Below are 24,038 nucleotides of genomic sequence, written 5' to 3' on the forward strand. Positions count from 1 at the left end.
AAATGCGGCATTAGTTTAGATATAAACTAAATCCCCAACCCAAATAGTCAAGACCTAAAGTGTTTTTCGGCCAGTCCGGCCTGCAGCTGGCAGGTCAGCTGCTTAGGTGGCGCTCGCACAATTGGCGCAAGAGTCCCAGCGTATCGTTGATGTCGGCAACCATGGCCGCCTTGGCTGCAGCGCCATCGCCGCGCTCCATGGCGTTGATGATCTCGTGGTGGTGGAGCGTGAAGGGCTCGTGCATGCCGGTGCTGAGCAGGGGCGCGATATAGGTGGAGAGCATGCGCATATACGGCCCGTAGCGCAGCCACAGGCTGTCGATGATCTGCAGCAGCACTTCCGAACCGGATTGCCGGTACACGGCGAAATGGAAGGCGCGGTTGCGGTCGAGCATGTCATAGACGTGCTTCTCGTCGCTAAGCGCCTCATGTTCGGCCACGATGGTCTTGAGTTCCAACAGCGCAGCGCTGTTCATCCGCGCTGTGGCCAGCTCGGTCGCCAGCCCTTCGACGACTACGCGGGCACGGCAGAGGTCATCCAGACGATCAACCGACACGGCCGGCACTCGCGCCGATCCGCCAGAGGAAACTTCCAGCGCATTCTCGGCCGCCAGACGCCGCAAGGCTTCACGGACAGGCATATGGCTCGTGCCAAATGTGGTCGCCAGCGCTGAAATGGTCAGAGTTTGACCTGGATCGAAATGGCCCACCATCAGGGCGTCGCGCAATTGCTGGTACACGCCATCGGCAATGGTCATCCGCGACGATATCGGGGCTAATTCACCAGCCATGGACATGGGCACAACTCCTGCAGCGGCAGCCCCATCGGGATGGGGCCGCCTGATTTCGAGTTGTCTTGTATTCTGCCATTGCCGAAGACCCAACGCTTTTTAAAGCGCGTTGAAGAAGCCCGCCATGCGATCCATGCCCTCTTCGATCCGCTCATAGCTTTGCGAGCCGAAGCAGACACGAATGTGACTGTCGCCCAGCGCGCCGTAAAAGCCGCCAGCCTCAACTACGACATGGGCCTTTTCCAGCAATGCGTCGGCCACTTCCTGCGATGAGAGGCCCGTACCGCTGATGTCGGGGAATGCGTAGATGGTGCCTTCGGGCATCGCGCAGGTGACGCCGGGCATCTGGTTCAGTCGCTGCACGACCAGATCCCGCTTCTTCTGGTCATCATCGACCATATCCTGCAGCACCGAGGCTGGCCCGGTAACCGCAGCCAGCGCACCATCCTGGATGAACGTATTGACATGGGTCACTTCGTTCATCGTGATCTTCATCAGGCCCGGCATCAGTGCCGCATCTGCGGCCAGATAGCCCAGGCGCCAGCCGTCCATCGCATAGGCCTTGGTGAAGGCGAACATGGTGATGGTCCGCTCCTTCATGCCAGGCAGGGAGGCGATGCTGGTGTGCTCCGCGCCCTGGAACAGGATCTGCTCATAGACCTCGTCCGATACGATGATCAGGTCATACTTGATCGCCAGATCGGCCAGTTCCTGTAGTTCCTCGCGCGTGTAAACGCGGCCGGTGGGATTGCAGGGATTAACCAGCACGATCATGCGCGTCCGCTGGGTGATCTTGGCCTCGATCAGGTCTCTGCGGATGCGGAACCCGTTTTCGCGATCCAGCGGCGCCAGCACCACCTTGGCGCCGGTCATCTCGATCTTGTTGACGTGCTGGGGGTAGAAGGGCTCGAGCAGAATGGCTTCGTCACCCTCATCCAGCAGCGCCATGAAGGCGGCATAGGACGCCTGAGTCAGGCCGTTGGTGACGAGAATCTCTCCGGCCGTAACGTCGATGTTGTTGTATTCGAACAGCTTTTTCTGCAGCGCCTGGCGCAGGGGCAGTTCGCCCTGCAGGTCGCTGTAGTGCACCTTGCCATCGAGCAGCGCCTTTATGGTCGCCTGCTTGATGTGGTCCGGCGTGTCGTGGCAGGGCCGCCCCAGTTCGAGATGGATCAGGTCAGCACCCGTTGCCGACTTGGCTGCGGCCTTCTGAAACATGCCGTAGCTTTTTTCAGAAGTCTGGGTGATGCGTCTGGCGAAGCGGGACATGCGTGTTCTCTTTTGTTTGGTGCCTATCGCAACGCGGTTAGGGGCGAAGGCAGGGCGCAGAAACGATTTTACTAAGGCTCTAAGACAGTTTGCGCATTTGATCAAATACGAAATTCAGGTAGTGAACCGGATATCGGGTGCAGGCAATGGGCTTGCATGTGGAAGGAGACAGGGATGAGCGACGGCATTGATCGGGTCTGGCTGGACGAGCAATTTTCGCTCGATCGCATTGAGGATATCGAACAGGTTTTTGCGCGCCGTGCCGAGGCCGCCCGATTTGGCAGGGCGAACTTTGACTATGTGAGCGCCGTTCCCTACGGCCCCCATGCGGCGCATCGGCTCAACATCTTTCCAGCACGGAACACCAGCGGACCGAGTCCGGTGCAGCTCTTTATCCACGGCGGGTTCTGGCGATCGCTTGATGCTGACCTCTTCAGCTTTCTGGCGTCGGGCTTTGTGCCATTCGGCGCTACTCTGGTGGTCATCGACTATCCCCTCATGCCCAGGGCCCGGATGGTCGATGTCGTTGGGGCTGCCGGATTGGCGGTAGAATGGGTGGCGGGAAATATTGCCCGCTATGGCGGTGATCCCGACCGCATCTTCATTTCGGGAAATTCTGCCGGCGGGCACCTGGTGGCTGAACTGCTGGACAGAGCCGGCACAGGCATAAGGGGCGGCGCGGCCCTCAGCGGCATCTTCGATCTCGAGCCGGTCAGTCGTTCCTTTCAGAACGACAGTCTGATGCTGACGCCAGAGGAAATCGCCGACTTTAGCCCCGCAGCGCGCGCCCTCGATATCACGGCCCCGCTGATCGTGGCGGCGGGCGGCATGGAAACCGAAATATTCAGGCAGCAAACGACCGACTTTGCCCATCAATGTGGCGTCGAGCCGTTGATCGTACCGGGGCTGGATCATATCACCATTGTCCTTGACGGGCTGGCCGATCCGGCGGCGGACCTCAATAGAGCGGTCCGCCGCCAAATGGGCCTGTTGGCTGATTAGCCGTCGATCTCTGCAATAGCGGCGTCGACGCGTGCGCTATCCCAGGTGTCGAGGGTTGTCAGGGCGTCGTCCTTGACGCCCCAGATCAGGTAGGGACCGGTGACGTCGCCATTGGCATCGAAAGTGATCGGGCCGGTGGCGCCGACATACCGCACAGGCTTGCCCTGGGCGATCAGTTCCTTGGCGCGCTTGAAGCCCTCCACGCCTGGATTGACCACTTCGCCCTCGCCACCGGTGATGAGGCGGATAGAGTCGCGCACCACTGTGCCATTGGCTTCGCCCCCCTGTTCCATGGCGAGCAGGGCCACGGCGGCGGCGTCATACATGGTGTGCAGGCCCGGGCCGTTTGGCGCGCTGCCGAACTTGGCCGACCAGGCGGTGTTGAACGCATCAACCGACGGCCCTTCAACCTGCGCATTGTCAATGCCGACGGCATTGCTCAGATACTGGGCGCCCACGGCGTCGACGAACTCGTCGGCGCGCAGGGCGTTGCTCAGCAGCATGTTTTGCGTGCCGCCGAACGAGATCCATTCGCGTGCCGCCGTTGCGCCATCTGCCGGGAAGGCGATCAGGAACAACGCGTCGGGTTCACCCTGCAGGGCCGAATTGACTTCGGCGCGATAGGAGGCCTGCTCCTGGTTGTAGGCAGTCATGCTGGCGACTTGACCACCCAGGGCTTCGGTCGCAGCCTTGAACTGGCGCGACAGGCTCACGCCATAGTCCGAGTTCACATAGATGACGGCGATGTTCTTGTAGCCCTTTTCGCGCGCGATATTGGCCATGACCACGGCCTGCGGACGATCGGTCGGCAAGGTGCGGAACCAGTAGCCATCCGTGCCGCCGCTCGCGGCCAGGTCGGTGAAGGATGGGGCGCTGGAGCAGCACGAGATCTGCGTCACCTTGGCCGGAACAGTGACCGAAGTCAGCACCGGCAGCGATACGCCCGACTGGATCGCGCCGAGCACGACCGGCACGTTTTCGATTTCGACAAGCGTCTTGGCGGCGTCCACCCCGACGTTGGGCGAGCCCTGATCGTCACGCAGCACGTAGCGGATCTGGCAGCCATTGACGCCACCCGCTTCGTTGAACTGATCGACAGCCAACTGCCCGGCATCCCCAATCGCCGAACCGATAGCCGCCATGGATCCGGTGATGGACAGCACCGCTCCGATCGAGACCTGGCAGTCCTGGGCACTCGCTGTAGTAGCCGTCCCAACCTGAAGGCCGGCGACCATAGCGCCCCCTAGCACAATGAGCTTCAAATTCATGGTTTTCGTTCCCTCGACGCATGGTGTTGTCACGGCGCTGCGTCAGACAGCCGCTTTCCTGTCGCCGAGCTTCCCCAGGCCGAAACTGCCGGTGGGGTCGCTGCTGCGAAAAGCTCAAATGGAATGGGGACGGCCCGGGCCAAGGATCCTGCCGATTGACCGGATACGCCCCCGATGCGCCGGTCATGACCCGGGCCGCCCATTTAGCGTGGCCCCGCGTGCTTGGAGACCGTCTCGCGTTCTCCGATCAGGCCGCGCGGGCGGAACAGCAAGGTCAGCACGATCAGCAGGCCGATCAGGATCACCTGAATGGCGCCGCCCTGCGATTGGAACTGCACCGGCAGAACCTGGCTGATGAGCAGGCCGCTCATGGTCCACAAGCCCCACACGCCGATGGCACCGGCGATGGCGCCGCGGTTATTGCCGGAGCCGCCTACGATCAGCATGGCCCAGATCTGGAAGGTGAGAATGGGCAGGAAATCGAGCGGGCTGACATAGCCGATAAAGCCGACATAGAGGCCGCCGGCAAACCCGATCAAGGTGCAGCCCAGCACGAAGGACTGGAGCCGGATCAGTACCGGGTTCTTGCCGAGCGAGCGGGCTGCCGTTTCGTCCTCGCGGACCGCCTTCAGCACGCGGCCCCAGGGCGAGGTCACTGCCCGCTCGAGTGCGAGATAGACCACCAGCGCCAGGATGGCGACGACACCGAGATAGAAGAGGTTGTAATGCGCCGGTGAACTGAACACATCGAGCATCGGGCGCGGCAGGCTGATAAGGCCCATGGCGCCACCGGTCAGGGCTTCAAAATTGAGCGCGATCAGCTGAATGCTGATGGCGATGCCGAAGGTGGCGATGGCCAGGTATTCCTCGCGCAGCCGGAGTGTCGCGAGACCGACGATCAATGCTGCCAGCGCAGCCAGTGCCGCACCCCCCAATACGCCGATGGGGAAGGGCAAGCCAAACCCGCCAATTGCCCCGGCGCGTTCCGGACCGATGAGGACGGCAGTGCCGTAGGCCCCGACGGCAAAGAAGCCAACGACACCGGCGTTGAACAGGCCTGTGAACCCCCATTGCAGGTTCAGACCCATGACAACGATCGAATAGGTCAGCGCGATGATCAGAAAGAAAACCAGATAGGCAGCAAAGCCGGTCATTTGGCACCTGCATGGTGGGCGCTGCCGAAAATGCCTGTCGGGCGCACATAGAGGACGATGAGCAGGATGATGAAGGGGACGGCCAGCTTGTAGCTGGGCGGGATGATGAAGACCGACAGCGACTCAGCCAGGCCAACGATCAATCCCCCGACCACGGCGCCGAACACATTGCCCACGCCGCCGATAATGACGGCTGCAAACAGCGGCAGCAGCAGATGGAACCCGATTTCCGGGCGCAATTGCACGGTCAGCCCGTAAAGCACGCCTGCCACTGCGGCCAAGGACGCACCGATGACCCAGGTCCAGCGGATCACGACGCGCGTGTCGATGCCGTTGACGCGGGCCAGTGTCGGGTTCTCCGCCAGCGCACGCATGGCCAGGCCCAGCCGTGTCCGCTGCAGGAAGAAGTGCAGGGATATGACCGTAACGATGGTGAAGCCCAGCACGAAGAGCTGGTCGGGCAGGATGCGCAGGCCAGGTGCAACCGGCACCGCGATCTGCAGCGTATTGGAATAATACTGCGCACTGCCGCCGAAAATCAGCAGCACCACCATGCGCACCAGCAGCGAAACGCCGAACGAGCTGAAGACGATGGTCATGTCATTGGGGCGGCCATGGAGTGGCCGGAACACCAGGTGATCGATCATCAACGCCAGCAGTGACGTTAGCACCGCAGCGATGACCATGGCGATGATCAGCGGCAGGCCAAACGACAACGCGCCGAGCGGGGCCATGAATGGTCCCATCAAGGCCAGCGCGCCGAGCGCCATATAGGCGCCCCAGGTGATCATTTCGGCATGGGCGAAATTGGCGAAACGAAGGATGCCCATGGTGAGCGTGAGGCCGATCGCGCCCAGCGCAATGATCGAGCCAGTCAGGATGCCGTCTGCGAGCGCCTGTAACATCAGCGTTTGCGCCCCCCGGCGCCAAGATAGATTGCAATGACTTCGGGATCTTGCGCCAAGGCGGACGAGACGCCTTCGACGCGGTTGCGGCCTTCGGCCAGCACATAGGTGCGGTGCGAGACGGCCATGGCCGCCTTGGCATTCTGCTCAACCATCAGCACCGAGACGCCGCTCTCGACCAGTTCACGCAGCCGCGCAAACACGTCCGAGACCATCAGGGGCGACAGCCCCGCGCTGGGCTCGTCCAGCATGATCAGGTGCGGATCGGTCAAAAGGGCGCGCGCGACGGCGAGCATTTGCCGCTGGCCGCCCGAAAGCACCTTTGCTTTCTTGTCGCGATATTGCTTGAGCGCGGGGAACTTGTCATAGGCCTTGCCGACCTGTTCCAGCGCCTTGGCCTTGGGCAATGACGAGGCGCCCAGCAGCAGATTCTCGTTGATGGTCAGTGTGGTAAAGACATTGTCCGTCTGCGGCACATAGGCAATGGACGCCGCTGCCATGCCATGAGTAGGCAGGCGGGTAATGTCTTTTCCTGCCAGGGTTACGCTGCCGGACGAAATCGGCAGCACGCCGGCAATGGCCTTGATCATGGTCGACTTGCCAGCGCCATTGGGGCCGATGATCGTAACCATCTCGGCCGCATCGACATGCATGCTCACCCCATGGATGATCGGCAGGTCTGGGCGATATCCGGCAACGACGTTGTTGGCCTGGAATAAGTGGCCGCTCATGCGTGCGCCCCTCCCAGATAGGCGTCTACGACGCGGGTGTCGGCGATAATGGTGGCTGCATCGCCCTCGGCGATGACCTGACCGGTGGCCATGACCACGATGCGGTCGCAGAGCGACATAACCAGATCCATATTGTGCTCGATGATGAGGAAGGTGATGCCCTGCTTGTTGAGGGCAACGATCCGATCGACGATAGTGTCGAGCAGGGCTGGATTGACGCCTGCGCCCGGCTCATCAAGCAGGATGATCTTGGGGTCGGCCATCAGTGCCCGGGCCAGTTCGACCAGCTTTTGTTGCCCACCGGAAATGGCGCCGGCGAGTTGCCGTTCCACCGGCGTGAGGCCGCAGAACTCGATAATCGAGCGCGCCTTTTCCAGGTTTTCGCGCTCCTGGCGCGCCACCAGGCCGGGACGCAGCCAGCTGTTCCAGAATTTCTCGCCCGCCTGCCGCTCGGGCACCAGCATGACGTTCTCCAGGACGCTCATCTTTCCGAACGGACGGGGAATTTGAAAAGTCCGCGCCAGCCCGTTGGAAAAGACGCGGTGCGGCTTCAATTCATCAATGCGTGTCCCATCCAGGGTGATCGAGCCGCTATCGATTGGGCCTTCCCCCGCAATCGCGTTGAACAGCGTAGTCTTGCCGGCACCATTCGGTCCGATCAGCCCCGTGATCTTGCTTGCCTCGGCCACAAAGCTCACGCCGTCGACAGCGCGGTTGGCCCCAAAACTCTTGACTGCATCCTTGATCTGCAGTGCGCCCCTGGCTTGGGCTGTCGCAGCGCCTGTTGGCGGCGTCGTGTTGTGCATATTGTTCCAGCGCCCCTCTCACCCTGATTGAAGAAAGAGCATATTCGTGATCATGTGATCAAATCAATATCCTTTAGGAGTAAAATAATGTCGGATGCGCGCTGGACCATCTCTTCGGGGTCGAAGTTCGAGAAAATGGCGGGCTATTCCCGGGCAGTGATCGATGGGGAATGGGTTTTCGTATCGGGAACAGCCGGCTACAACTTCGCCGACGGCTCGATCTCTGACGATGCGGCCGAACAAACGCGCCAGTCGCTGAAGACAATTGCGCATGCGCTGACAGAAGCGGGTGCCAGCCTTTCCGATATCGTGCGCGTCCGCGTCTACGTTGCTGACCGCAAAGACGTGATGGGGGTGTCGGCGGTTCTGGGCGAAACCTTCAGCGATCCGCGTCCGACCAACACGACCATCATCTGTGGCTTCGCGATGGAAGAAATGAAGGTCGAACTGGAAGTGACGGCACTGAAGCGGCGCTAGCGCCTAATGGCCTGACCTGTCGATGGGCGCGCAACATCGCGCCCACCGATCCAGATCAGTGCAGGGGCGATCCTTTTGACGCGACTATCCTGGCGGCGTCGGGGAGCGCTCAATCGCGGCGTTTCAGCGCCGTGACTTCGATCTCCACCTTGATGTCCTCGACGGGAAAACCGCAGATGATGGTGGTGTTGGTCGGACGCGGATCGCTGAAGGTCTCGCCCAGCACTTTTGACACGGTCATCACATCCCCGCGGTCGGCGATATAGACATTGAGGCGGACGATGTCGGCCAGGCTCGCGTCGGCCTGCTCCAGCGCATGCGCGATGGTCCGCAGCGATTGACGTGTCTGCTCTTCAGGATCGCCGGAGATCGAACCGTCGGCCCTATGCCCGGCCGTGCCCGAGACGAACACCCACTCGCCATCAACGACGGCCCTGGAATAGCCCGCGAGCTTTTCGAATTTCGAGCCCGAGGAAATCGCCCGGCGTTTCGTCGACATGCGCGCACCTGCACGTTGGAGGTTAGGTTGAGACGTCGTCTTCCGACGCAAGGATGTCGAGAAGCAGGTCTTGGGAGGAGCGAATATCAGCCTCGCAGGCCGCAGCGAGTGCAGCCCAATCGGCATCCCGAATGGCCTCCACCATGGCTGCGTGCTGATCGGTGAACCCAGCCTTATGCCCGGCCTTGAGCAGGCCGCTCATTCGGTCGGACAGGAAGCGCACATAGGGGCCGGACCGCAGCCAGAGGTTCTCGATCTGGCTCATCAGAACCGGGCTGCCGGCGGCGCGGTAGATATGGAAGTGAAATGCCCGGTTGGCCGCCGTCATCTCTGTCGAGTTGCCGGCGGTGGCACTGGCGCGATGATGGGCGAGGATCTGTTCCAGCGCCGCAACATCATCGGAGGTCAGTCGCGGCCCGGCGATCCGCGCCGTGGCGCCTTCGACAATGATACGGGCCCGGCTGATGTCTTGCAGTTCGTCGGCGGTGATCGCCGGGACATAGGCCGTGCCGGCCGCCGAAATGCTCAGCGCGTTTTCCGAGGCCAGCCGTCGCAGGGCCTCGCGTACCGGCATATGCGAGGTTTGGAAGCGCTCCGACAGTGAGGCAATGGTGAAGGTCTTGCGAGCCTCAAAGGCCCCCGACATCAATGCATCGCGCAACTGCTCATACACCAGGTCATGAACGGTCTTGCGCGAAGAGACGGGCTTTAAGTCGCCAGTCGAGAACTTGCTGTCGAGCAATTGACTGTCCTTGCGTTGCTACGGGTATGTCCACGCCAATTGCTAGTATGATCAAAGCTGACGATCGGCAATATATGGTCGGGCGTGACGCCCATGTTATTTTGGCGCAGCAGTCTGATGGCGATGGTCACGCGGAGCGGCCCGCTCATTTGGCGAACCTGTCCTTGAGCCGCGCCTGCAGTAGGGCCGCCGACGCGACAATGGGCGTGAACCGGTGGAAGGGCAGCGGGCGCAGTGGCCGCAGCGGGATCGGCAGTTTATCGATGGCCTCGCCCATGGCTGCCCGCGCCAGCACCCGACCGAGTTGGGCGGTCATGGCAATGCCGCGGCCATTGCAGCCTATGCCGCCAAACCAGCCTTCGCCGAATTGATACAGACGCGGCAGGAAGTCGGGCGTCATGGCAGCGGTGCCGGTCCAGACGATCTCCGGGCTCACTGCCTGGGGCAGATGGAGTTCGGTGCTGAGGCGCTCGGCGACGCTGGTTCCCAGGCGCGCGAATGCGCCGAACGGAACAATCGCCATGCCGCCACTGATGAGGCGATTGTCACGGTCGAGCCGATAGGTGAAGAGGTTCTGGCGGGTATCTCCGACGGGCCGGGCATCGGGCGCAATGCGCTGAACAATGGTGGGGTCGGTGGGCGTCGTGGCGATCTGATAGACCCGCAACGGCACGGCCGAGCGCCCCATCCGTGACGCAGCGCCCATGGTGAACGCATTGGTGCACAGCAGGACCTTATTAGCGCTGAGGCTGGCTCCGGAACGCAGGGCAAGCCGCCAGCGACCGTCGTCTTTGGCGACGCCGTCGACGCACTGGTCTTCATGCACGGTGCCGCCGCGCCGCTGCACGCCAAGGGCAAGCCCGCGCAGATAGTCGAGAGGATGGATCGTGCCGCCCTCGGCGTCGAGCAGCGCGCCGGAATAGATATCCATGCCGGTTTGCTCGCGCACCTCATCCGCACCGATGAACGAAACCGGGCGCCCCAGGTCACGCCACAGCGCGGCGCGCTTCTGCAACATTTCGGCGCCGGCGGCGCCATAGGCAGGATTGAGCCAGCCGGTCTGGCGGGCATCGCAACTGATGCCGTCCTCTTCGATCGCGCGAAACACCGCATTGGCGCCGTCTCCGACCAGTCGCAACAATGCGTTGCCGCGCTCTTCACCCAGCTTGGCGCGAACGGCCACAGGATCGGCCTTGGCAAAGTTGGGAACGACGAAGCCGGCATTCATGCCGCTGGCCCCGGCGCCGATCTTGCCGGCCTCCAATACGGCGACGGAATAGCCGGCACCGAGCAGTTCGCGTGCCGCCGTCATGCCGGTGAAGCCACCACCAATGATAGCGACGTCGACCTTGCTTGGTATGGCGCGGTCCGACTGCACCCGGTTGCGGGCAGTGCGTGTCCAAAGAGTCTCCAAGCCTGTTCTCCAAAGGTCAGTAATCTGGCGGCCGCCGCAACCCTGCGGGGATGCCGGGCATCTCGATAAGGTCTCAGCCGCGCACGCGCGGATCGAGCACGATGTAGAGGAAGTCCACGATCAGGTTGGCGATAACGATGAAGAACCCTGCCAACATCACGACGCCGATGATCACGGGGCGGTCCTGCGTCTGAACGGACTGGACGGCCAGCGAGCCGATGCCCTGGAGGCCGAAGACCTGCTCGGTCACCAGCGCTCCGCCCAGCAGTGCCGCGATATCGGCGCCCAGCTGGGTGGTCAGTGGCGAGAAGATCGAGCGGACGCCATGCTTGTAGATCACCTTGCGCTCGGACAGGCCCTTGGCCCGCGCGGTGCGGATATAGTCCTCGCCGAGAACTTCGAGCAATTGCCCGCGGGTCAGTCGCGCGTAGATGGCGGCCGATGTCAGGGCCAGGGTGAACCAGGGCAGGGCCATGTGCCACGCCCAGACGCCGGGATTGTCGAGAAATGGACGATAGCCACCCGGCGGAAACAGCGTAAAGCCGGCCTGCCGGGGCATGAAATAGAGGAAATAGAGGGCAGCCATGCCCAGCACGAAGGAGGGGAAGCTGACGCCGATCAGCACGAAGCCCTGTCCGACCCGGTCTCGCAGACTGCCGGGGTGGCGCGCCGACATGATGCCAATGGGAATGCCCATGCACAGCCACATGATGACGGCGCCGACGCAGAGCGAAATGGTCGCCGGCATGCGGTTCTTGATCAGCTCGATCACCGGCTGCTGGTTGCGGTAGGAGTAGCCGAGGTCCCCGCTCAGGCTGCGCCCGAGAAAGCTCACATATTGCTCGATGACTGGGCGGTCGAGGCCCAGATTCTCGCGCACCATGGCCACCTGGATCTCGGTGGCGCGCTCCCCGGCGACCATGCGCGCGGGGTCGCCGGGGGCGACGAAAAACAGGGTGAAGACGAAGCCGCTGAGCAGCAGCAGCACGAGCGCCGCAAAGCCGATGCGGCTGGCGATGAAGGAAATCATGACGCAGCCTCAACCAGCTTGCTTGGTTTCTTGCGCAGCCGGTGCTTGCTGCTGCTGGGGTCGAGCGCATCCCGAAGAGCGTCGCCCAGAATGTTGAAGGACAGGGTGGTGAGCAGCAGCGCGAGGCCAGGAAAGAGCACCAGCCACCAGGCGAACATGTAGATCGAGTTGTTCGCCGCTTCCGCCAGCATGCCGCCCCAGCTGGGCGCTGGCGGCGCGATGCCGAGACCGAGAAACGACAAGGTGGCTTCAAAGATGATCGAGGTCGGCACCATCATGGTGGTGTAGATGATGATGGGGGCGCCCAGATTGGGCAGGATGTCGGTGACCATGATGGAAAGGTGGCCAGCCCCCATGGAGCGGGAGGCGAGAACGAATTCACGCTCCTTCAGGGACAGGACCTGCCCCCGGATGACGCGGCCCATCGTCGTCCATGAGAAAAACACGATGACGGTGACACTGAGCGCCAGGCTCGAGCCGAAGACCGCGACCAGCGACAGCATGCAGAGCAGGACCGGGATGCTCATCACCAAGTCCATCAGCCGTCCCAGCACGCCATCGATCCAGCCGCCGAAATAGCCGGCGACCAGGCCCACGGTGACGCCGATGAGCGCCGCCAGGAGCGAAGCCACGACGCCGATGGAGAGCGATACGCGGGCGCCGTAGGCGAGCCGCACCATCACATCGCGCCCCAGTTGATCGCTGCCGAAGAGGAAGTCGGTGCCGGGCGGGACCGGCAGGCCTGTCGGCGTCAACCCGATATCGTGGAACTGGGCGACGGCCGAGTGGCCGGTGATCGCCGCAATGGCATCGGCCCCGATGGCCACGGCAATCAGGGCAAGGATGAACGACAGCGAGACCAGACCGGCGCGATCGGACAGCAGGCGGCGCATGGTCAGCTCGAAGGAGCTGCGTTGCTTGATTTCACCGGTCATGGTGTGAGGGCCTCGCTGATGGAGGCCGCAGTCGCGCCACCACCCTTGCGGTAGTTGGGATCGGCGGCGGCCAGAAGTTCGCGGGTATAGGAATGCTGGGGGCGGTGGTAGAGGGCTTCGGTTTCGCCGCGCTCGACAACCTGTCCGCCCTGCATCACGATGATCTCCTTGCTGACATGACGGACCACGGCAAGGTCGTGGGATATGAATAGATAGGAGAGCCCGAGGTCGCGCTGCAGCTTGGCGATCAGGTTGAGAATTTGCGCCTGGATCGACACGTCGAGCGCGGAAACCGGCTCATCGAAGATGATGATCGAGGGATTGAGAGCCAGGGCGCGGGCAATGCCGATCCGCTGGCGCTGTCCACCGGAAAATTCGGACGGGAAGCGGTTGTAGTGTTCCGGATTGAGCCCGACGAGCTCCATCAGATCGCGCACCCGGTTCTTGCGATCGTCGCCGTGTGCGACCTTCTGGATGCGGAACGGATCGCCGATGATCGCGCCGACGCGGCGGCGGGGATTGAGCGAGCCAAACGGGTCCTGGAACACCATCTGGATGCGCTTGCGCATCTCGACCCAGCTCTGGCGGTCCAGGTCGATGATGCTCTTGCCCTCGATTTCGACGTCGCCCGAGGTTGGGGGAAGGAGGCCGGCAATGATGCGGGCCAGGGTCGACTTGCCGCATCCGCTTTCGCCGACAATGCCTAGCGTCGTGCCGCGCGGCAGCTCGAGGCTGACGCCCTTGAGCACTTCGACGCCGCCACCCTTGCTGAACAGCGACCGCGCGCCATAGGCCAGCCGGACATCGGACACACTGACGACGATGTCGGAAGACTTGGAGGCAGCTGCACTTTCCTCCGCCGCCGCGGCGATTGCCGGCGCACGGACGGCCTTGTTCTCGAGCCAGCACAGCGACTGCGTATTGTCGTCGAAACGGCGCAGCGGCGGGCGCTGCGTCCGGCAGATATCCATTACTGATGGGCAGCGCGGCGCGAAGGCGCAGGCCTTCTGTTCGATCAGCAGGCTCGGTGGCTGGCCTGGAATGGATGGCAGCGGTCCGCGCGACTCATGGGTGGGCGAGGATTGCAGCAGCCCCATTGTGTAGGGGTGCGAGGGCGTGCGGAGCACGGCATTGCCCGGCCCCAGCTCCATGCGATTGCCCGCATACATGACCATGGCATGGTCGGCGACGGATGACAGCAGTTCGAGGTCATGGGTCACCATGATGATGGCAGTCCCGAACTCACGGCGCATATTGTTGAGCAGGCTGATGATCTGCGCCTGGACGGTGACATCGAGCGCGGTCGTCGGTTCATCGGCGATCAGCAGGGCAGGGCGCAGCACGATCGCCATCGCGATCATCACGCGCTGGCGCATCCCGCCGGAGAATTGGTGAGGGTAGTCATTGACCCGCTTGTCGGCATCGTGAATGCCCACCCGGCCCAAGATATCGATGGCTTCGGCCAATGCTGCTTCATGGCTGGTCTGGCGATGGGTGCGGATGGCCTCGATGATCTGCTGGCCGATTGTGTAGAACGGATGCAGGCTCGATAACGGGTCCTGCGAGATCATCGCTATGCGGTTGCCCCGCAATTGCTGCATCTCCCGAGGGGAGAGCTTGAGCAGATCACGGTCTTCAAACAGGATCTCGCCCGAGATAAGGGCGCCGGGCAGCAGGCCCATGATCGCCTGGGACAGGACGCTCTTGCCCGAGCCCGATTCACCGGCAATGCCGAAGAGTTCCTCGGCTTCCACCGAGAAGGAGACGTCGCGGGCCGCGTGCACATGGCCATCCCCGGTCGGGATGGCGATGTTCAGATTGCGAACGGATAAAACGGTCATGGGCGGGAGTCGCAGATAGAACAATCAAGGGAGGCCGGGCCCGGTTGGATCGGGACCCGGCCTCGTCTTGACGTTGCAGGTGTGGACGCGATCAGCGCTTCAGCCAGACATTGGTCCAGTCGCCATTACCGCCAGCCGCATAGGGCAGGAAGTTCTGAACGCCGGCACCGTGATAGAGCACGGTGGTCTGGGAGATAAGCGGCACGGTGGGCGGATTGGCCATGACGATTTCGTCGACCTGGTTCCACAGCAGCGCGGCCTCGGCAAGATCGGACGTGGCCAGCGCCTTGGCGGCAATCGCGTTGGCTTCCTCGTTGTTGTAGTCCGAGAAGTTGAACGTGCCATGCGTGCCGTCATAGGTGTATTGCGGCTGGAAGATCGAGCGGGCTGCGCCACCCGGCCAGTCCGGCGACCAGCCCGAAGGCACCAGGTCCCAGACGCCATTGAGAGCATTGTCGAAATTGGTGATCAGGCGCGGATAGAAATCGGACGGAGGGGTCGGCACCAGTTCGATCTTGAAACCAGCTTCTTCAAGGCTTGCCTGCAGAACCTGAGCTTCCGATGCGCCATTGCCGGCATTGCGGAAGGGCATTTTCAACGACAGGCCATCGGGATATCCGGCTTCCGCCAGCAGCGCACGAGCCCGTTCCGGGTCCCCCTGGTCATCCGGAGTGGGATAGGGCGCGAAGTCGTGATGACCCAGAATGCCGAGCGGGAAAATGCCATTGAGCGGCGTGGCAAATTCTCGGCCACCCAATTGCTGCACCACGGCTGCCTTGTTGACGGCATAGTTGAGCGCCTGGCGGACCAGCGGATTGCGGAGTGCACCGTCATTGTTTTCCGACACGGTGTTGATCCAGATCATGCGCGAGGCGCCTTCGGCCAGCGTCGAGATCTTGTCGTCGCCCTGCATGGTCAGCATCTGCACGGTCACAGGCGGTACGTTGATGTCGTACAGCATGTCGCCATCACCCGACTGCAATTGCTGCATGGCAGCGTCAGGCTGCACGCCGGCGATCACTTCGATAGTGTCGACATAGGCCTTGCGCAGCGGGTCGCTCTCCGCCTGCCAGGCGGGGTTGCGCTCCAGCGTCACCTTCGTGTCCGGCACATAGGATGCAATCGTGTAGGGGCCGTTGGAGATGTAGTTGTCGCGGTAATCCGGGCTGTCCGGAAGATAGTCGAGTACTTCCACCGGCGCAGGCGTCGTTACCGGCAGCGTCAGCAGATAGATGAAGTCGTTGGCGGCATAGTTGAGGTGGAAGACGACGGTATCATCCGCCGGGGTCTCGATGCCGGCGACGTCGCCCTGCTCGATATAGGCCTTCATGGCCTCGACGGTCGGCTCAACGCCACCAAAGCCGGCGCAGAAATCAGCAAAGCCGACAATCAGGTCCTCGAAATAGGACACGGCTGGCGCGGGGATGGATGGATTGCACAGACGCATGAAACCGCGTTCGACGTCGGCGGCAACGATCTGGCGCGGACCGCCGGGGGCGTCCCAATTGGCGCCCTGGCGCAGCTTGAACGTATAGGTCTTGCCGTCATCGGTCGGCACCGGAACGCTGTCGGCGAGATCGGCCTGCGGCGCGATCTGCTCTTGCGGATCGGTGGAAGCGGCAAAGTTGATCAGCTGGCGCGTGGTGGCGCGAAAGAAGCTGCCGGTATCGGCAGTGGCCGGTGGGACCGTGTCGAAGCGGTCAACTTCGGCGGTGCCCAGAACCCGGAGCGTTCCACCAGTCTGCGCGTCCTGCGCAACAACCACGGAACTCATCAAGGCAAGTGTCAACGCCCCCAAAGCCAGGGCGGCAGATAAGCGATGTTCCATTTTTTCCTTCTGCCGCGCCGGGCAGGTCCCTTTTTTATTGCGCCAGCGGCGGTTTCCCCTCGCAGCCAAGCGTAATGAGCATTTGATCAAACGCTGGAACAGTATGGGTGTGCGGGCCATGCTGTCAACGGCCAACGGCGCGCGCGCCATGGCGATCTGTTCACGATTCACAAGCGAATCTTCAATCTATGATTTTTTGATCAAACGACTTTACAGGCCATCCGGATGCCGACACATTGGGGCCGATTACCAGGCCGATCTCGGTCCGGATGTGCCTGCACGGCTGGAGGAAAAGACCAATGGCAGCTATCGCTTTCACCAATGCGACCGTATTCGACGGTTTGCGCGATGAGGCTGTTCCGGGCATGAATGTCCTGGTGGTGGATGGTCGTATCGAGGCCGTCACCGACAAGTCGATCTCCGGCACGTCGGTAACCGAATATGACATTGGCGGACGGACGCTGATGCCCGGTCTGATCGATGCGCATGTCCATGTCTACGCCATCAACCTGGTTGCCGAACATGATCGCAATATCGCGCTGACCGAGATGACGGCGCGCGCCGTGCCCCGTATCCGCAAGATGCTGGACCGCGGCTTCACCAGCGTGCGCGACGTGGCGGGTGGCGATGTCGGGATCCGCAATGCCATCGCCCAGGGCTACATTCCCGGCCCACGGCTTTTCGTTGGCGGCCCGGCGCTCAGCCAGATCGGCGGGCATGGCGATCACCGCAGCACGACCGACGATCGCATCGACATCGACATGAATGCGAGCGCCTTCAATTTCACCTGCCGCATCGTTGAAGGCGTCGAAAAGCTCCGCAGTGTCGTGCGCAATGAAATGCGCAAGGGCGTCGATCACATCAAGGTACTGGCCTCGGGGGGCGTTGGCTCGCCAACCGATGCCATCGACGCTACCCAGTTCACCGAAGAGGAAATCCGCGCCGTCGTGCAGGAGGCGGCCGTGCGCGGCAAATATGTCTGCGCGCACGCCTATGAAAGCGCCGCGATTGCGCATTCGATCCGGGCCGGCGTTCGCACCATCGAGCATGCCAACCTCATCAACCGCCAGACCGCAGCCATGGTCGCGGCAGCCGATGCCTTCATCGTGCCAACGCTGGTGGCCTATGAAGTGACCGCCCAGCATGGCGAGCGCCTGGGCCTGTCGCCGGTGGTGATGGAAAAGCTCAACATGGTCAACGATGCCGGCATCGCCATGCTTGGGCTCTGCGAGTCGGAAAACGTCCAGCTCGGCTTCGGGACCGACCTGATGGGCGACATGGAATTTGCCCAGCTGCAGGAATTGACCATTCGCGCCCGTGCGCAGCGTCCGGTGGACGTGCTGAAATCGGCAACTTCGGTCAACGCCAAGATCGTGCAGCGCTCCGATCTGGGCGTCATCGCGCCCGGCGCGCTTGCCGACATTCTGGTGGTCGATGGCGACCCGCTCAAGGACATCTCGGTGCTGACAGAGACCGACAAGAACATGCGCATGATCATGAAGGACGGCGCGGTCTACAAGACCGACCTGCAGCCGAAGTGAGCTGCAGCCCTGCTGCCAGAGCCCTGTAATTCGCACAATCGAGCCGATCATGACGTCCAGCGCCACCGATAGCCTGTCCTTTGAAACGCTTTATAGCGAGCCCTACATCATCGGGACGCTGCCGATCGGTGCCCAATGGTCGGGCGATGGCAGGAAGCTCGCCTTCCTCTGGAATGATGGCGGGCACACCTTCCGCGATATCTGGATTTGGGATCGGGAGAGCAAGGGCCTGTATCGCCAAACCCATCTCGGCACTGGCCAGACCAGCGGGGAGCCGGCCGGTATTGCCGAACTGGCCTGGTTGGGCGCGGACCGTTTGGCCTTTGTGCTGGATGGGCGGCTCCATATCTGCCTGGAAGATGGCACCGTCAGGCCGCTGGCTATCGGGCAGGGGAGTGTTCGCGCCCTCGCTGTTTCGTCCACAACCGGCGCCTTGGCGTTTCTGAGTGGCAATGCGCTGCTCTGCATCGACGTCGATGCTGGGGGGGCGCCGGAAACCCTTGTCGCCGGGGGCGATTTTGTCAGCGTTGAGTCCTTCCATTGGGCGGCCAATGGGCAAGACATCGTCTTCGTTCAGGCTGACGACACCAATACCCGCAAGATCGAAATCGCCTATGACGCCCGGGGCGAAGCGCACAAGGATCGGTTTGTCCGCTCTTTCCCCGGCGATCTGCTGACGCGTCGCCGTGTTGGCATTGTGAGTGCGGGCGCGACGCGCTGGTTCGACCGGCCCGATGCGGAAGACGCGATCTGGGGCTATGACCTGTCGCCCGATGGCGCGTCGCTGTTCATCAGCAGCAGTGATCTGTCGATCAAGCACCACACCATCTTCATGTTCGATACCCGGACGGGCGCGCGCAATGTCTTCTACGCCGCCCATGACCCGATCAAGATCCGCCCGGACTGGCAGGTTGCCTTCGCGCCCGACGGCAAGGGGCTGATCGTGCTGACCGATCGCGACGGCTATAACCACCTCCATATTCTGCCCTCGGAAGGCGCCGCGCTCGAGCCCATGACCGCAGGCGCATGGGAAATCGCCGATTTCTGCCTCGATGCGGCCAATGGCCTGATCTATTTCACCGCCAATGCAGCCCATCCCGCCGAGAGGCACGTCTATTCGGTTGGTATCGCGGGCGGCGCCATCGCGCAGCTGACCAAGGCTGCCGGTATCCACGTCCCCACCTATACGGCCGATTTCAGCGCCTTCGCTGATCTGTTCAGCGATGACATGACGCCGCCCGAGCTCTTCGTTCGACCCCTGCAGGGTGGAGGCGAAGCCACACAGGTTACGCACTCACCCTTGCCGGCCTTTGCCAGCCGACGCTGGGCCGACGTGCGCTATGTGCCGTTCAAGAGCCATGTCGATGGCGTCGAACTGATGGCGCGGGTCACGCTTCCACCGGGCTTCACCCTGCATGGCAATTATCCCATGGTCGTCGGCTCGGTCTATTCGGATGGGTTGCTCAATCAATGGGGCGGTCGCGCTGCCCATCCAAGCTGGGGCATCGATCAATATCTCGCCGCCCGCGGCTTCGTGGTCGTCAGTCCCGAAATTCGCGGCAGCTTCGGCCGTGGCCGGGAGTGGAACCGGCCCATGCTGCATAGCTATGGCACGCAGGATATCGAGGACATCGCCGACTGTGTCACCACGCTGACCGGCCTCGGTTATGCCGATCCCAAGCGCGTCGGTCTCTGGGGCTCCAGCTATGGTGGCCTGATGACGCTGATGTCGCTGTTCAAGAAGCCGGGCTTCTATGCCGCGGGCTTTGCCGGCGCACCTGCCACCAATGTCTGGCACGCCTATCCCGAGCAGGGCTGGATCATGGGCCTGGCCGAGGGCGAGGATTTTATCGAGCGCTACCGCGCGCAATCGGCACTGTTCCACACCGAGGGCCTGCAGGACGAGTTGATGATCCTCCACGGTACCAAGGACGAGGTCGTGCTCTACGCCGACACGATGGCCCTGGTCGAAAAACTGATCGCACAGGGCAAGACGTTCGAGCTGGTTACACTGCCCGGCACTGGCCATGCCTGGTCCAAGCAGAGCCGCAATCTCACGCGTTTTGCCTATGGCAAGCTCGCCGATTTCTTCGAGAAAGCACTGCGCCCGTGATCGAGCGCCAGCCCGGACTGACCCCGCCAGCAGGCGGACTGGGCGAGCGGCAAACGTCTTGACAGCACAATGGGCCCGCCGCGCGTAACTGCGTGGCGGGCTTTTGCGGACCTGCGGTCTGCCGGGGCCCGCCGTGCTCAAGCACGGCCGTGGCCATTGCGATGGCGCTTCGATGCGCGCCTTCAGCCTGCACTTGCCGGATAGCCGGCTTCTTCGAGCACCTGTTGCAGGTCCGCTCTTGTCGCAGTGGTCTCTACCGTAACGAGGCGGCTGGCGGGGTTGGTCTCGACCCTTGCAGTGGGGTCGACCGACTGGATCGCCCTGGTGACGGACCTGGCGCAGCCGCCACAGGTCATGTTCTCGATCTTGAGTTCCATGAGATTGCTCCTTGGTTTGGGTCTCATGACGCCAAAGGTGGGGCTTCCAGCTATGGTAAGGTCAAGGAGCACCAGACTGAAAAATTGGGTCTTGACCTTCCCATGGTGGGAAGCTGCATCTTCTGCACGAACTTGAAATTCGGAATATTTAAGGAGGCGGCCATGAATGCCCCCGTTCGCACAACCGACCTGGCAGCAACGATATCGCTCCCCATCGAGGGCATGACCTGCGCCTCCTGCGTCGGCCGTATCGAAAGAGCCCTGAAGGCGGTTCCCGGCGTCGAGACCGTATCGGTCAACCTGGCGACGGAACGTGCCAGCATCACCGCCAGGCCAGCCACCCCGCGCGCGGCACTGGTCGAGGCGGTCGAACAAGCCGGCTATTCCGTGCTGGAGCCCGCAGGCGGGGTGATTGCGCCCGCTGAGTTGTCGATCGAGGGCATGACCTGCGCCTCTTGCGTTGGCCGTATCGAACGGGCGCTGAAAGCGACGCCCGGGGTGACTGGGGCGGTCGTCAATCTGGCGACGGAACGTGCCACCGTCCATGGTTCGGCCGATGCAGCGACCCTGATCGCGGCGATTGCGGATGCCGGCTATGACGCCAGGCTGATTGGCCCCGCTCTCGACACAGGCGGTGCCGATGAAAACGCCGAGCGCGCCGAAAAGAAGGAAGCCGAGCTGCGGGGGCTGACCCGCGATTTCACCATCGCGGCCGTACTGACGGCACCGGTCTTTCTGATGGAGATGGGATCGCACCTCATACCGGGCGCCCATGCGCTGATCGACGCGACGATCGGGATGCAGATGAGCTGGTATATCCAGTTCGCGCTGACCACGCTGGTGCTCTTCATCCCGGGCTTTCGTTTTTATGACAAGGGGCTGCCGGCGCTATGGCGTCTCGCCCCGGACATGAACTCGCTGGTGGCGGTTGGTTCGCTCGCCGCCTATGGCTATTCTCTGGTCGCCACCTTCGCGCCCGGCTTCCTGCCAGCCGGCACGATCAATGTCTATTATGAAGCCGCAGCGGTGATCGTCACACTGATCCTGCTCGGCCGCCTGCTCGAAGCGCGCGCCAAGGGGCGCACCTCGGAGGCGATCAAGCGGCTGGCCGGCCTGCAGGCCAAGACGGCGCGCGTCCGCCGCGATGGCAGGGTTGTCGACCTGCCGATCGGTGAAGTTCTGTCCGGCGATATCCTTGAGGTGCGTCCCGGCGAACGTCTGGCCGTCGATGGCGAGGTGGTCGAGGGCAACAGCTATGTCGACGAGTCGATGATCACCGGCGAGCCGATCCCGGTTGCCAAGTCCTTGGGCAGCGCAATCGTTGGCGGCACGGTCAACCAGAAGGGCGCCTTCGCATTCCGCGCCACGGCGGTCGGCGCCAATACCGTGCTGTCGCAGATCATTCGGATGGTTGAGGAAGCCCAGGGCTCCAAGCTGCCTATCCAGGCACTGGTCGACAGGGTGACGATGTGGTTCGTGCCGGTCGTATTCGCCGTCGCGGCGCTGACCTTTGCCGCCTGGTTGTATTTCGGCCCGTCGCCGGCGCTCACTTTTGCGCTGGTCAATGCCGTCGCCGTGCTGATCATCGCTTGCCCCTGCGCCATGGGTCTGGCGACGCCGACCTCGATCATGGTGGGCACCGGACGCGGGGCCGAACTGGGCATACTGTTCCGCAAGGGTGAGGCGTTACAGCTTCTCAAGGACGCCAAGGTCGTGGCTGTCGATAAGACCGGCACATTGACCGAGGGCAAGCCGGCCTTGACCGATCTGGAACTGGCTGCCGGTTTCGACCGCTCGACGGTTCTGGCGCTGGTCGCCGCCGTCGAAGCCAAGTCGGAACATCCGATTGCCAGCGCCATCGTGGAAGCCGCTGTCAGCGAAGGCATTACGCTGCCCGCCATATCGGGCTTTGAATCGGTGACCGGTTTCGGGGTCAAGGCTCAGGTCGACGGCAAGCGGGTCGAGATCGGCGCCGACCGCTATATGGTCGAACTCGGCCATGATGTGGCAGTATTTGCCGCAACTGCCGAACGCCTTGGCGACGAGGGCAAGTCGCCCCTCTATGCTGCCATTGACGGCAGACTCGCGGCAGTCATCGCGGTGGCCGACCCGATCAAGGCGACCACGCCAGCAGCCATCAAGGCGCTGCACGATCTGGGTCTCAAGGTGGCGATGGTCACCGGCGACAATGCCCGCACGGCCAGGGCCATCGCGGCCCGGCTGGGGATCGACGATGTCGTGGCCGAAGTGCTGCCGGACGGCAAGGTCGAGGCGGTGCGTCGCCTGCGGGCTCAATACGGCAAGCTCGCCTTTGTTGGCGACGGCATCAACGACGCTCCGGCCTTGGCCGAGGCGGATGTGGGGCTGGCCATCGGCACCGGCACCGATATCGCCATCGAGGCGGCGGACGTGGTGTTGATGTCGGGAAGCCTGCAGGGCGTGTCGACCGCCATCGCGCTGTCCAAGGCGACGATCGGCAATATCCGGCAGAACCTGTTCTGGGCCTTCGCCTACAATACGGCGCTGATCCCGGTGGCGGCAGGCCTGCTCTATCCGAGCCATGGTATCCTGCTGTCGCCGGTCTTTGCCGCCGGTGCCATGGCCCTGTCGAGCGTCTTCGTGCTCGGCAATGCGCTGCGCCTGCGCAGCTTCAAGGTGGCGAACTGACAAGGCGCAGGCGCCGTCCCAAATCTGGGACGGCTGCCCCGCTTCGGGCTGCGTTGGCGGAACGCCCATGCCTTGGCCGCATTTCAGGATTGTGATGCTTCACGAGCCTAAGCAGTCAAACATCGGCTTTGGGAAACGAAGGGACGAGCCATGACAACGCCAAAGAACACGATCTGCATCTGGTATGACACGGAGGCCGAAGCGGCGGCGCGCTTCTATGCCGAAACCTTCCCCAACAGCAGCGTGAGCGCCGTGCGCCAGGCGCCGAGCGACAATCCATCGACCAAAGCCGGCGCAGTGCTCACGGTTGAATTCACGGTCTTCGGCATTCCCTGTCTGGGCCTCAATGGCGGGCCGGCGTTCAAGCACAGCGAGGCCTTCTCGTTCCAGATCGCGACCGACGATCAGGCCGAAACCGATCGCTACTGGAACGCCATCGTGAACAATGGCGGCCAGGAAAGCATGTGCGGCTGGTGCAAGGACAGGTGGGGCATTTCCTGGCAGATCACGCCGCGCGCGCTGACCGATGCCTTTCAGGCCGGTGGCGCCGAAGGCAAGCGCGCCTTCGAAGCCATGATGTCCATGAAAAAGATCGATATTGCCGCTATTGAAAAGGCCCGGCAGGGCTGATCTCACGCCTGTCGGCGCC

At 62.6% G+C, this 24,038-nt stretch carries 21 protein-coding genes; 6 read left to right on the forward strand and 15 right to left on the reverse strand.

What is annotated here, in order from left to right:
• Positions 1–94: 94 nt before the first annotated feature.
• Together BUA69_RS02535 and BUA69_RS02540 are read right to left on the reverse strand one after the other, a co-directional pair.
• Positions 95–790 carry a GntR family transcriptional regulator gene (locus tag BUA69_RS02535; RefSeq protein WP_046136488.1) on the reverse strand — a complete coding sequence of 232 codons (696 nt, stop codon included), beginning with the start codon at positions 788–790 and terminating at the stop codon, positions 95–97.
• A gap of 99 nt (positions 791–889) precedes the next feature.
• Positions 890–2,059 carry a pyridoxal phosphate-dependent aminotransferase gene (locus BUA69_RS02540; RefSeq protein ID WP_046136432.1) on the reverse strand — a complete coding sequence of 390 codons (1,170 nt, stop codon included), beginning with the start codon at positions 2,057–2,059 and terminating at the stop codon, positions 890–892.
• A 174-nt stretch (positions 2,060–2,233) separates the two neighbouring features.
• Between BUA69_RS02540 and BUA69_RS02545 the strand changes: the two genes are divergently transcribed.
• A complete protein-coding gene (locus tag BUA69_RS02545; RefSeq protein WP_052950704.1) occupies positions 2,234–3,061 on the forward strand; it encodes an alpha/beta hydrolase in 828 nt (275 codons plus the stop codon).
• On the opposite strand, the gene BUA69_RS02550 is transcribed toward BUA69_RS02545, so the two are convergent.
• The 5 genes from BUA69_RS02550 to BUA69_RS02570 all read right to left on the reverse strand — a co-directional run bounded on the left by BUA69_RS02550 (position 3,058) and on the right by BUA69_RS02570 (position 7,925).
• Positions 3,058–4,329, reverse strand: a complete 1,272-nt coding sequence (locus tag BUA69_RS02550) for an ABC transporter substrate-binding protein (RefSeq protein WP_046136431.1) — start codon at positions 4,327–4,329, stop codon at positions 3,058–3,060. The two genes, BUA69_RS02545 and BUA69_RS02550, sit on opposite strands and share 4 nt — an antisense overlap.
• A gap of 203 nt (positions 4,330–4,532) precedes the next feature.
• Positions 4,533–5,483, reverse strand: coding sequence for a branched-chain amino acid ABC transporter permease (locus tag BUA69_RS02555; RefSeq protein WP_046136430.1), 951 nt, complete (start codon positions 5,481–5,483; stop codon positions 4,533–4,535).
• Entirely contained in the window at positions 5,480–6,388 is a 909-nt protein-coding gene (locus BUA69_RS02560; RefSeq protein WP_052950703.1) for a branched-chain amino acid ABC transporter permease, read from the reverse strand. The genes BUA69_RS02555 and BUA69_RS02560 overlap by 4 nt, the downstream gene beginning before the upstream one ends.
• On the reverse strand, positions 6,388–7,119 hold the full coding sequence (locus tag BUA69_RS02565; RefSeq protein ID WP_046136428.1) for an ABC transporter ATP-binding protein: 732 nt from the start codon (positions 7,117–7,119) through the stop codon (positions 6,388–6,390). Before BUA69_RS02565 ends, BUA69_RS02560 begins: the two co-directional genes overlap by 1 nt.
• Entirely contained in the window at positions 7,116–7,925 is an 810-nt protein-coding gene (locus tag BUA69_RS02570) for an ABC transporter ATP-binding protein (protein WP_046136427.1), read from the reverse strand. Before BUA69_RS02570 ends, BUA69_RS02565 begins: the two co-directional genes overlap by 4 nt.
• 87 nt (positions 7,926–8,012) lie before the next feature.
• On the opposite strand from BUA69_RS02570, the gene BUA69_RS02575 reads away from it, so the two are divergent.
• Positions 8,013–8,402, forward strand: coding sequence for a RidA family protein (locus tag BUA69_RS02575; protein WP_046136426.1), 390 nt, complete (start codon positions 8,013–8,015; stop codon positions 8,400–8,402).
• A 109-nt stretch (positions 8,403–8,511) separates the two neighbouring features.
• Here the strand turns inward: BUA69_RS02575 and BUA69_RS02580 are convergent, their stop codons facing one another.
• The 7 genes from BUA69_RS02580 to BUA69_RS02610 all read right to left on the reverse strand — a co-directional run bounded on the left by BUA69_RS02580 (position 8,512) and on the right by BUA69_RS02610 (position 16,691).
• Entirely contained in the window at positions 8,512–8,901 is a 390-nt protein-coding gene (locus tag BUA69_RS02580; RefSeq protein WP_046136425.1) for a RidA family protein, read from the reverse strand.
• A 22-nt stretch (positions 8,902–8,923) separates the two neighbouring features.
• Complete coding sequence (locus BUA69_RS02585; protein ID WP_046136424.1) at positions 8,924–9,643, reverse strand: GntR family transcriptional regulator; 720 nt, start codon at positions 9,641–9,643, stop codon at positions 8,924–8,926.
• 145 nt (positions 9,644–9,788) lie between these two features.
• Positions 9,789–11,057, reverse strand: a complete 1,269-nt coding sequence (locus BUA69_RS02590; RefSeq protein WP_244468800.1) for an NAD(P)/FAD-dependent oxidoreductase — start codon at positions 11,055–11,057, stop codon at positions 9,789–9,791.
• A gap of 73 nt (positions 11,058–11,130) precedes the next feature.
• A complete protein-coding gene (locus BUA69_RS02595; protein ID WP_046136422.1) occupies positions 11,131–12,087 on the reverse strand; it encodes an ABC transporter permease in 957 nt (318 codons plus the stop codon).
• Positions 12,084–13,022 (reverse strand): ABC transporter permease, encoded by a 939-nt coding sequence (locus tag BUA69_RS02600; protein ID WP_046136421.1) that lies wholly within the window; start codon positions 13,020–13,022, stop codon positions 12,084–12,086. The genes BUA69_RS02595 and BUA69_RS02600 overlap by 4 nt, the downstream gene beginning before the upstream one ends.
• Positions 13,019–14,863, reverse strand: a complete 1,845-nt coding sequence (locus BUA69_RS02605; RefSeq protein ID WP_046136420.1) for a dipeptide ABC transporter ATP-binding protein — start codon at positions 14,861–14,863, stop codon at positions 13,019–13,021. Before BUA69_RS02605 ends, BUA69_RS02600 begins: the two co-directional genes overlap by 4 nt.
• Positions 14,864–14,954: 91 nt before the next feature.
• Positions 14,955–16,691: an ABC transporter substrate-binding protein gene (locus BUA69_RS02610; protein ID WP_046136419.1), complete on the reverse strand. Its 1,737-nt coding sequence runs from the start codon at positions 16,689–16,691 to the stop codon at positions 14,955–14,957.
• A 299-nt stretch (positions 16,692–16,990) separates the two neighbouring features.
• Between BUA69_RS02610 and BUA69_RS02615 the strand changes: the two genes are divergently transcribed.
• Entirely contained in the window at positions 16,991–18,232 is a 1,242-nt protein-coding gene (locus tag BUA69_RS02615; RefSeq protein WP_046136418.1) for a metal-dependent hydrolase family protein, read from the forward strand.
• A 49-nt stretch (positions 18,233–18,281) separates the two neighbouring features.
• Positions 18,282–20,345, forward strand: coding sequence for a S9 family peptidase (locus BUA69_RS02620; RefSeq protein WP_046136417.1), 2,064 nt, complete (start codon positions 18,282–18,284; stop codon positions 20,343–20,345).
• 182 nt (positions 20,346–20,527) lie between these two features.
• On the opposite strand, the gene BUA69_RS02625 is transcribed toward BUA69_RS02620, so the two are convergent.
• Entirely contained in the window at positions 20,528–20,722 is a 195-nt protein-coding gene (locus tag BUA69_RS02625; protein WP_046136416.1) for a heavy-metal-associated domain-containing protein, read from the reverse strand.
• Between the two features lie 162 nt (positions 20,723–20,884).
• Here BUA69_RS02625 and BUA69_RS02630 point away from each other — a divergent pair, with 162 nt between their 5' ends.
• Complete coding sequence (locus BUA69_RS02630; protein ID WP_046136415.1) at positions 20,885–23,389, forward strand: heavy metal translocating P-type ATPase; 2,505 nt, start codon at positions 20,885–20,887, stop codon at positions 23,387–23,389.
• Between the two features lie 150 nt (positions 23,390–23,539).
• Positions 23,540–24,019 (forward strand): VOC family protein, encoded by a 480-nt coding sequence (locus tag BUA69_RS02635; protein ID WP_046136414.1) that lies wholly within the window; start codon positions 23,540–23,542, stop codon positions 24,017–24,019.
• Positions 24,020–24,038 lie beyond the last annotated feature (19 nt).

It is taken from the genome of Devosia limi DSM 17137, from assembly GCF_900128975.1.
Classification (GTDB): Bacteria; Pseudomonadota; Alphaproteobacteria; order Rhizobiales; family Devosiaceae; genus Devosia; species Devosia limi.

What these genes read in the sequence shown, in the direction of transcription:
- BUA69_RS02580 (WP_046136425.1), bottom strand. Translation starts at nt 8,901, where the DNA reads ATGTCGACGAAACGCCGGGCGATTTCCTCGGGCTCGAAATTCGAAAAG.
- BUA69_RS02545 (WP_052950704.1), top strand. Translation starts at nt 2,234, where the DNA reads ATGAGCGACGGCATTGATCGGGTCTGGCTGGACGAGCAATTTTCGCTC.
- BUA69_RS02615 (WP_046136418.1), top strand. Translation starts at nt 16,991, where the DNA reads ATGGCAGCTATCGCTTTCACCAATGCGACCGTATTCGACGGTTTGCGC.
- BUA69_RS02555 (WP_046136430.1), bottom strand. Translation starts at nt 5,483, where the DNA reads ATGACCGGCTTTGCTGCCTATCTGGTTTTCTTTCTGATCATCGCGCTG.
- BUA69_RS02570 (WP_046136427.1), bottom strand. Translation starts at nt 7,925, where the DNA reads ATGCACAACACGACGCCGCCAACAGGCGCTGCGACAGCCCAAGCCAGG.
- BUA69_RS02605 (WP_046136420.1), bottom strand. Translation starts at nt 14,863, where the DNA reads ATGACCGTTTTATCCGTTCGCAATCTGAACATCGCCATCCCGACCGGG.
- BUA69_RS02635 (WP_046136414.1), top strand. Translation starts at nt 23,540, where the DNA reads ATGACAACGCCAAAGAACACGATCTGCATCTGGTATGACACGGAGGCC.
- BUA69_RS02565 (WP_046136428.1), bottom strand. Translation starts at nt 7,119, where the DNA reads ATGAGCGGCCACTTATTCCAGGCCAACAACGTCGTTGCCGGATATCGC.
- BUA69_RS02595 (WP_046136422.1), bottom strand. Translation starts at nt 12,087, where the DNA reads ATGATTTCCTTCATCGCCAGCCGCATCGGCTTTGCGGCGCTCGTGCTG.
- BUA69_RS02575 (WP_046136426.1), top strand. Translation starts at nt 8,013, where the DNA reads ATGTCGGATGCGCGCTGGACCATCTCTTCGGGGTCGAAGTTCGAGAAA.
- BUA69_RS02620 (WP_046136417.1), top strand. Translation starts at nt 18,282, where the DNA reads ATGACGTCCAGCGCCACCGATAGCCTGTCCTTTGAAACGCTTTATAGC.
- BUA69_RS02550 (WP_046136431.1), bottom strand. Translation starts at nt 4,329, where the DNA reads ATGAATTTGAAGCTCATTGTGCTAGGGGGCGCTATGGTCGCCGGCCTT.
- BUA69_RS02630 (WP_046136415.1), top strand. Translation starts at nt 20,885, where the DNA reads ATGAATGCCCCCGTTCGCACAACCGACCTGGCAGCAACGATATCGCTC.
- BUA69_RS02600 (WP_046136421.1), bottom strand. Translation starts at nt 13,022, where the DNA reads ATGACCGGTGAAATCAAGCAACGCAGCTCCTTCGAGCTGACCATGCGC.
- BUA69_RS02535 (WP_046136488.1), bottom strand. Translation starts at nt 790, where the DNA reads ATGGCTGGTGAATTAGCCCCGATATCGTCGCGGATGACCATTGCCGAT.
- BUA69_RS02540 (WP_046136432.1), bottom strand. Translation starts at nt 2,059, where the DNA reads ATGTCCCGCTTCGCCAGACGCATCACCCAGACTTCTGAAAAAAGCTAC.
- BUA69_RS02625 (WP_046136416.1), bottom strand. Translation starts at nt 20,722, where the DNA reads ATGGAACTCAAGATCGAGAACATGACCTGTGGCGGCTGCGCCAGGTCC.
- BUA69_RS02610 (WP_046136419.1), bottom strand. Translation starts at nt 16,691, where the DNA reads ATGGAACATCGCTTATCTGCCGCCCTGGCTTTGGGGGCGTTGACACTT.
- BUA69_RS02560 (WP_052950703.1), bottom strand. Translation starts at nt 6,388, where the DNA reads ATGTTACAGGCGCTCGCAGACGGCATCCTGACTGGCTCGATCATTGCG.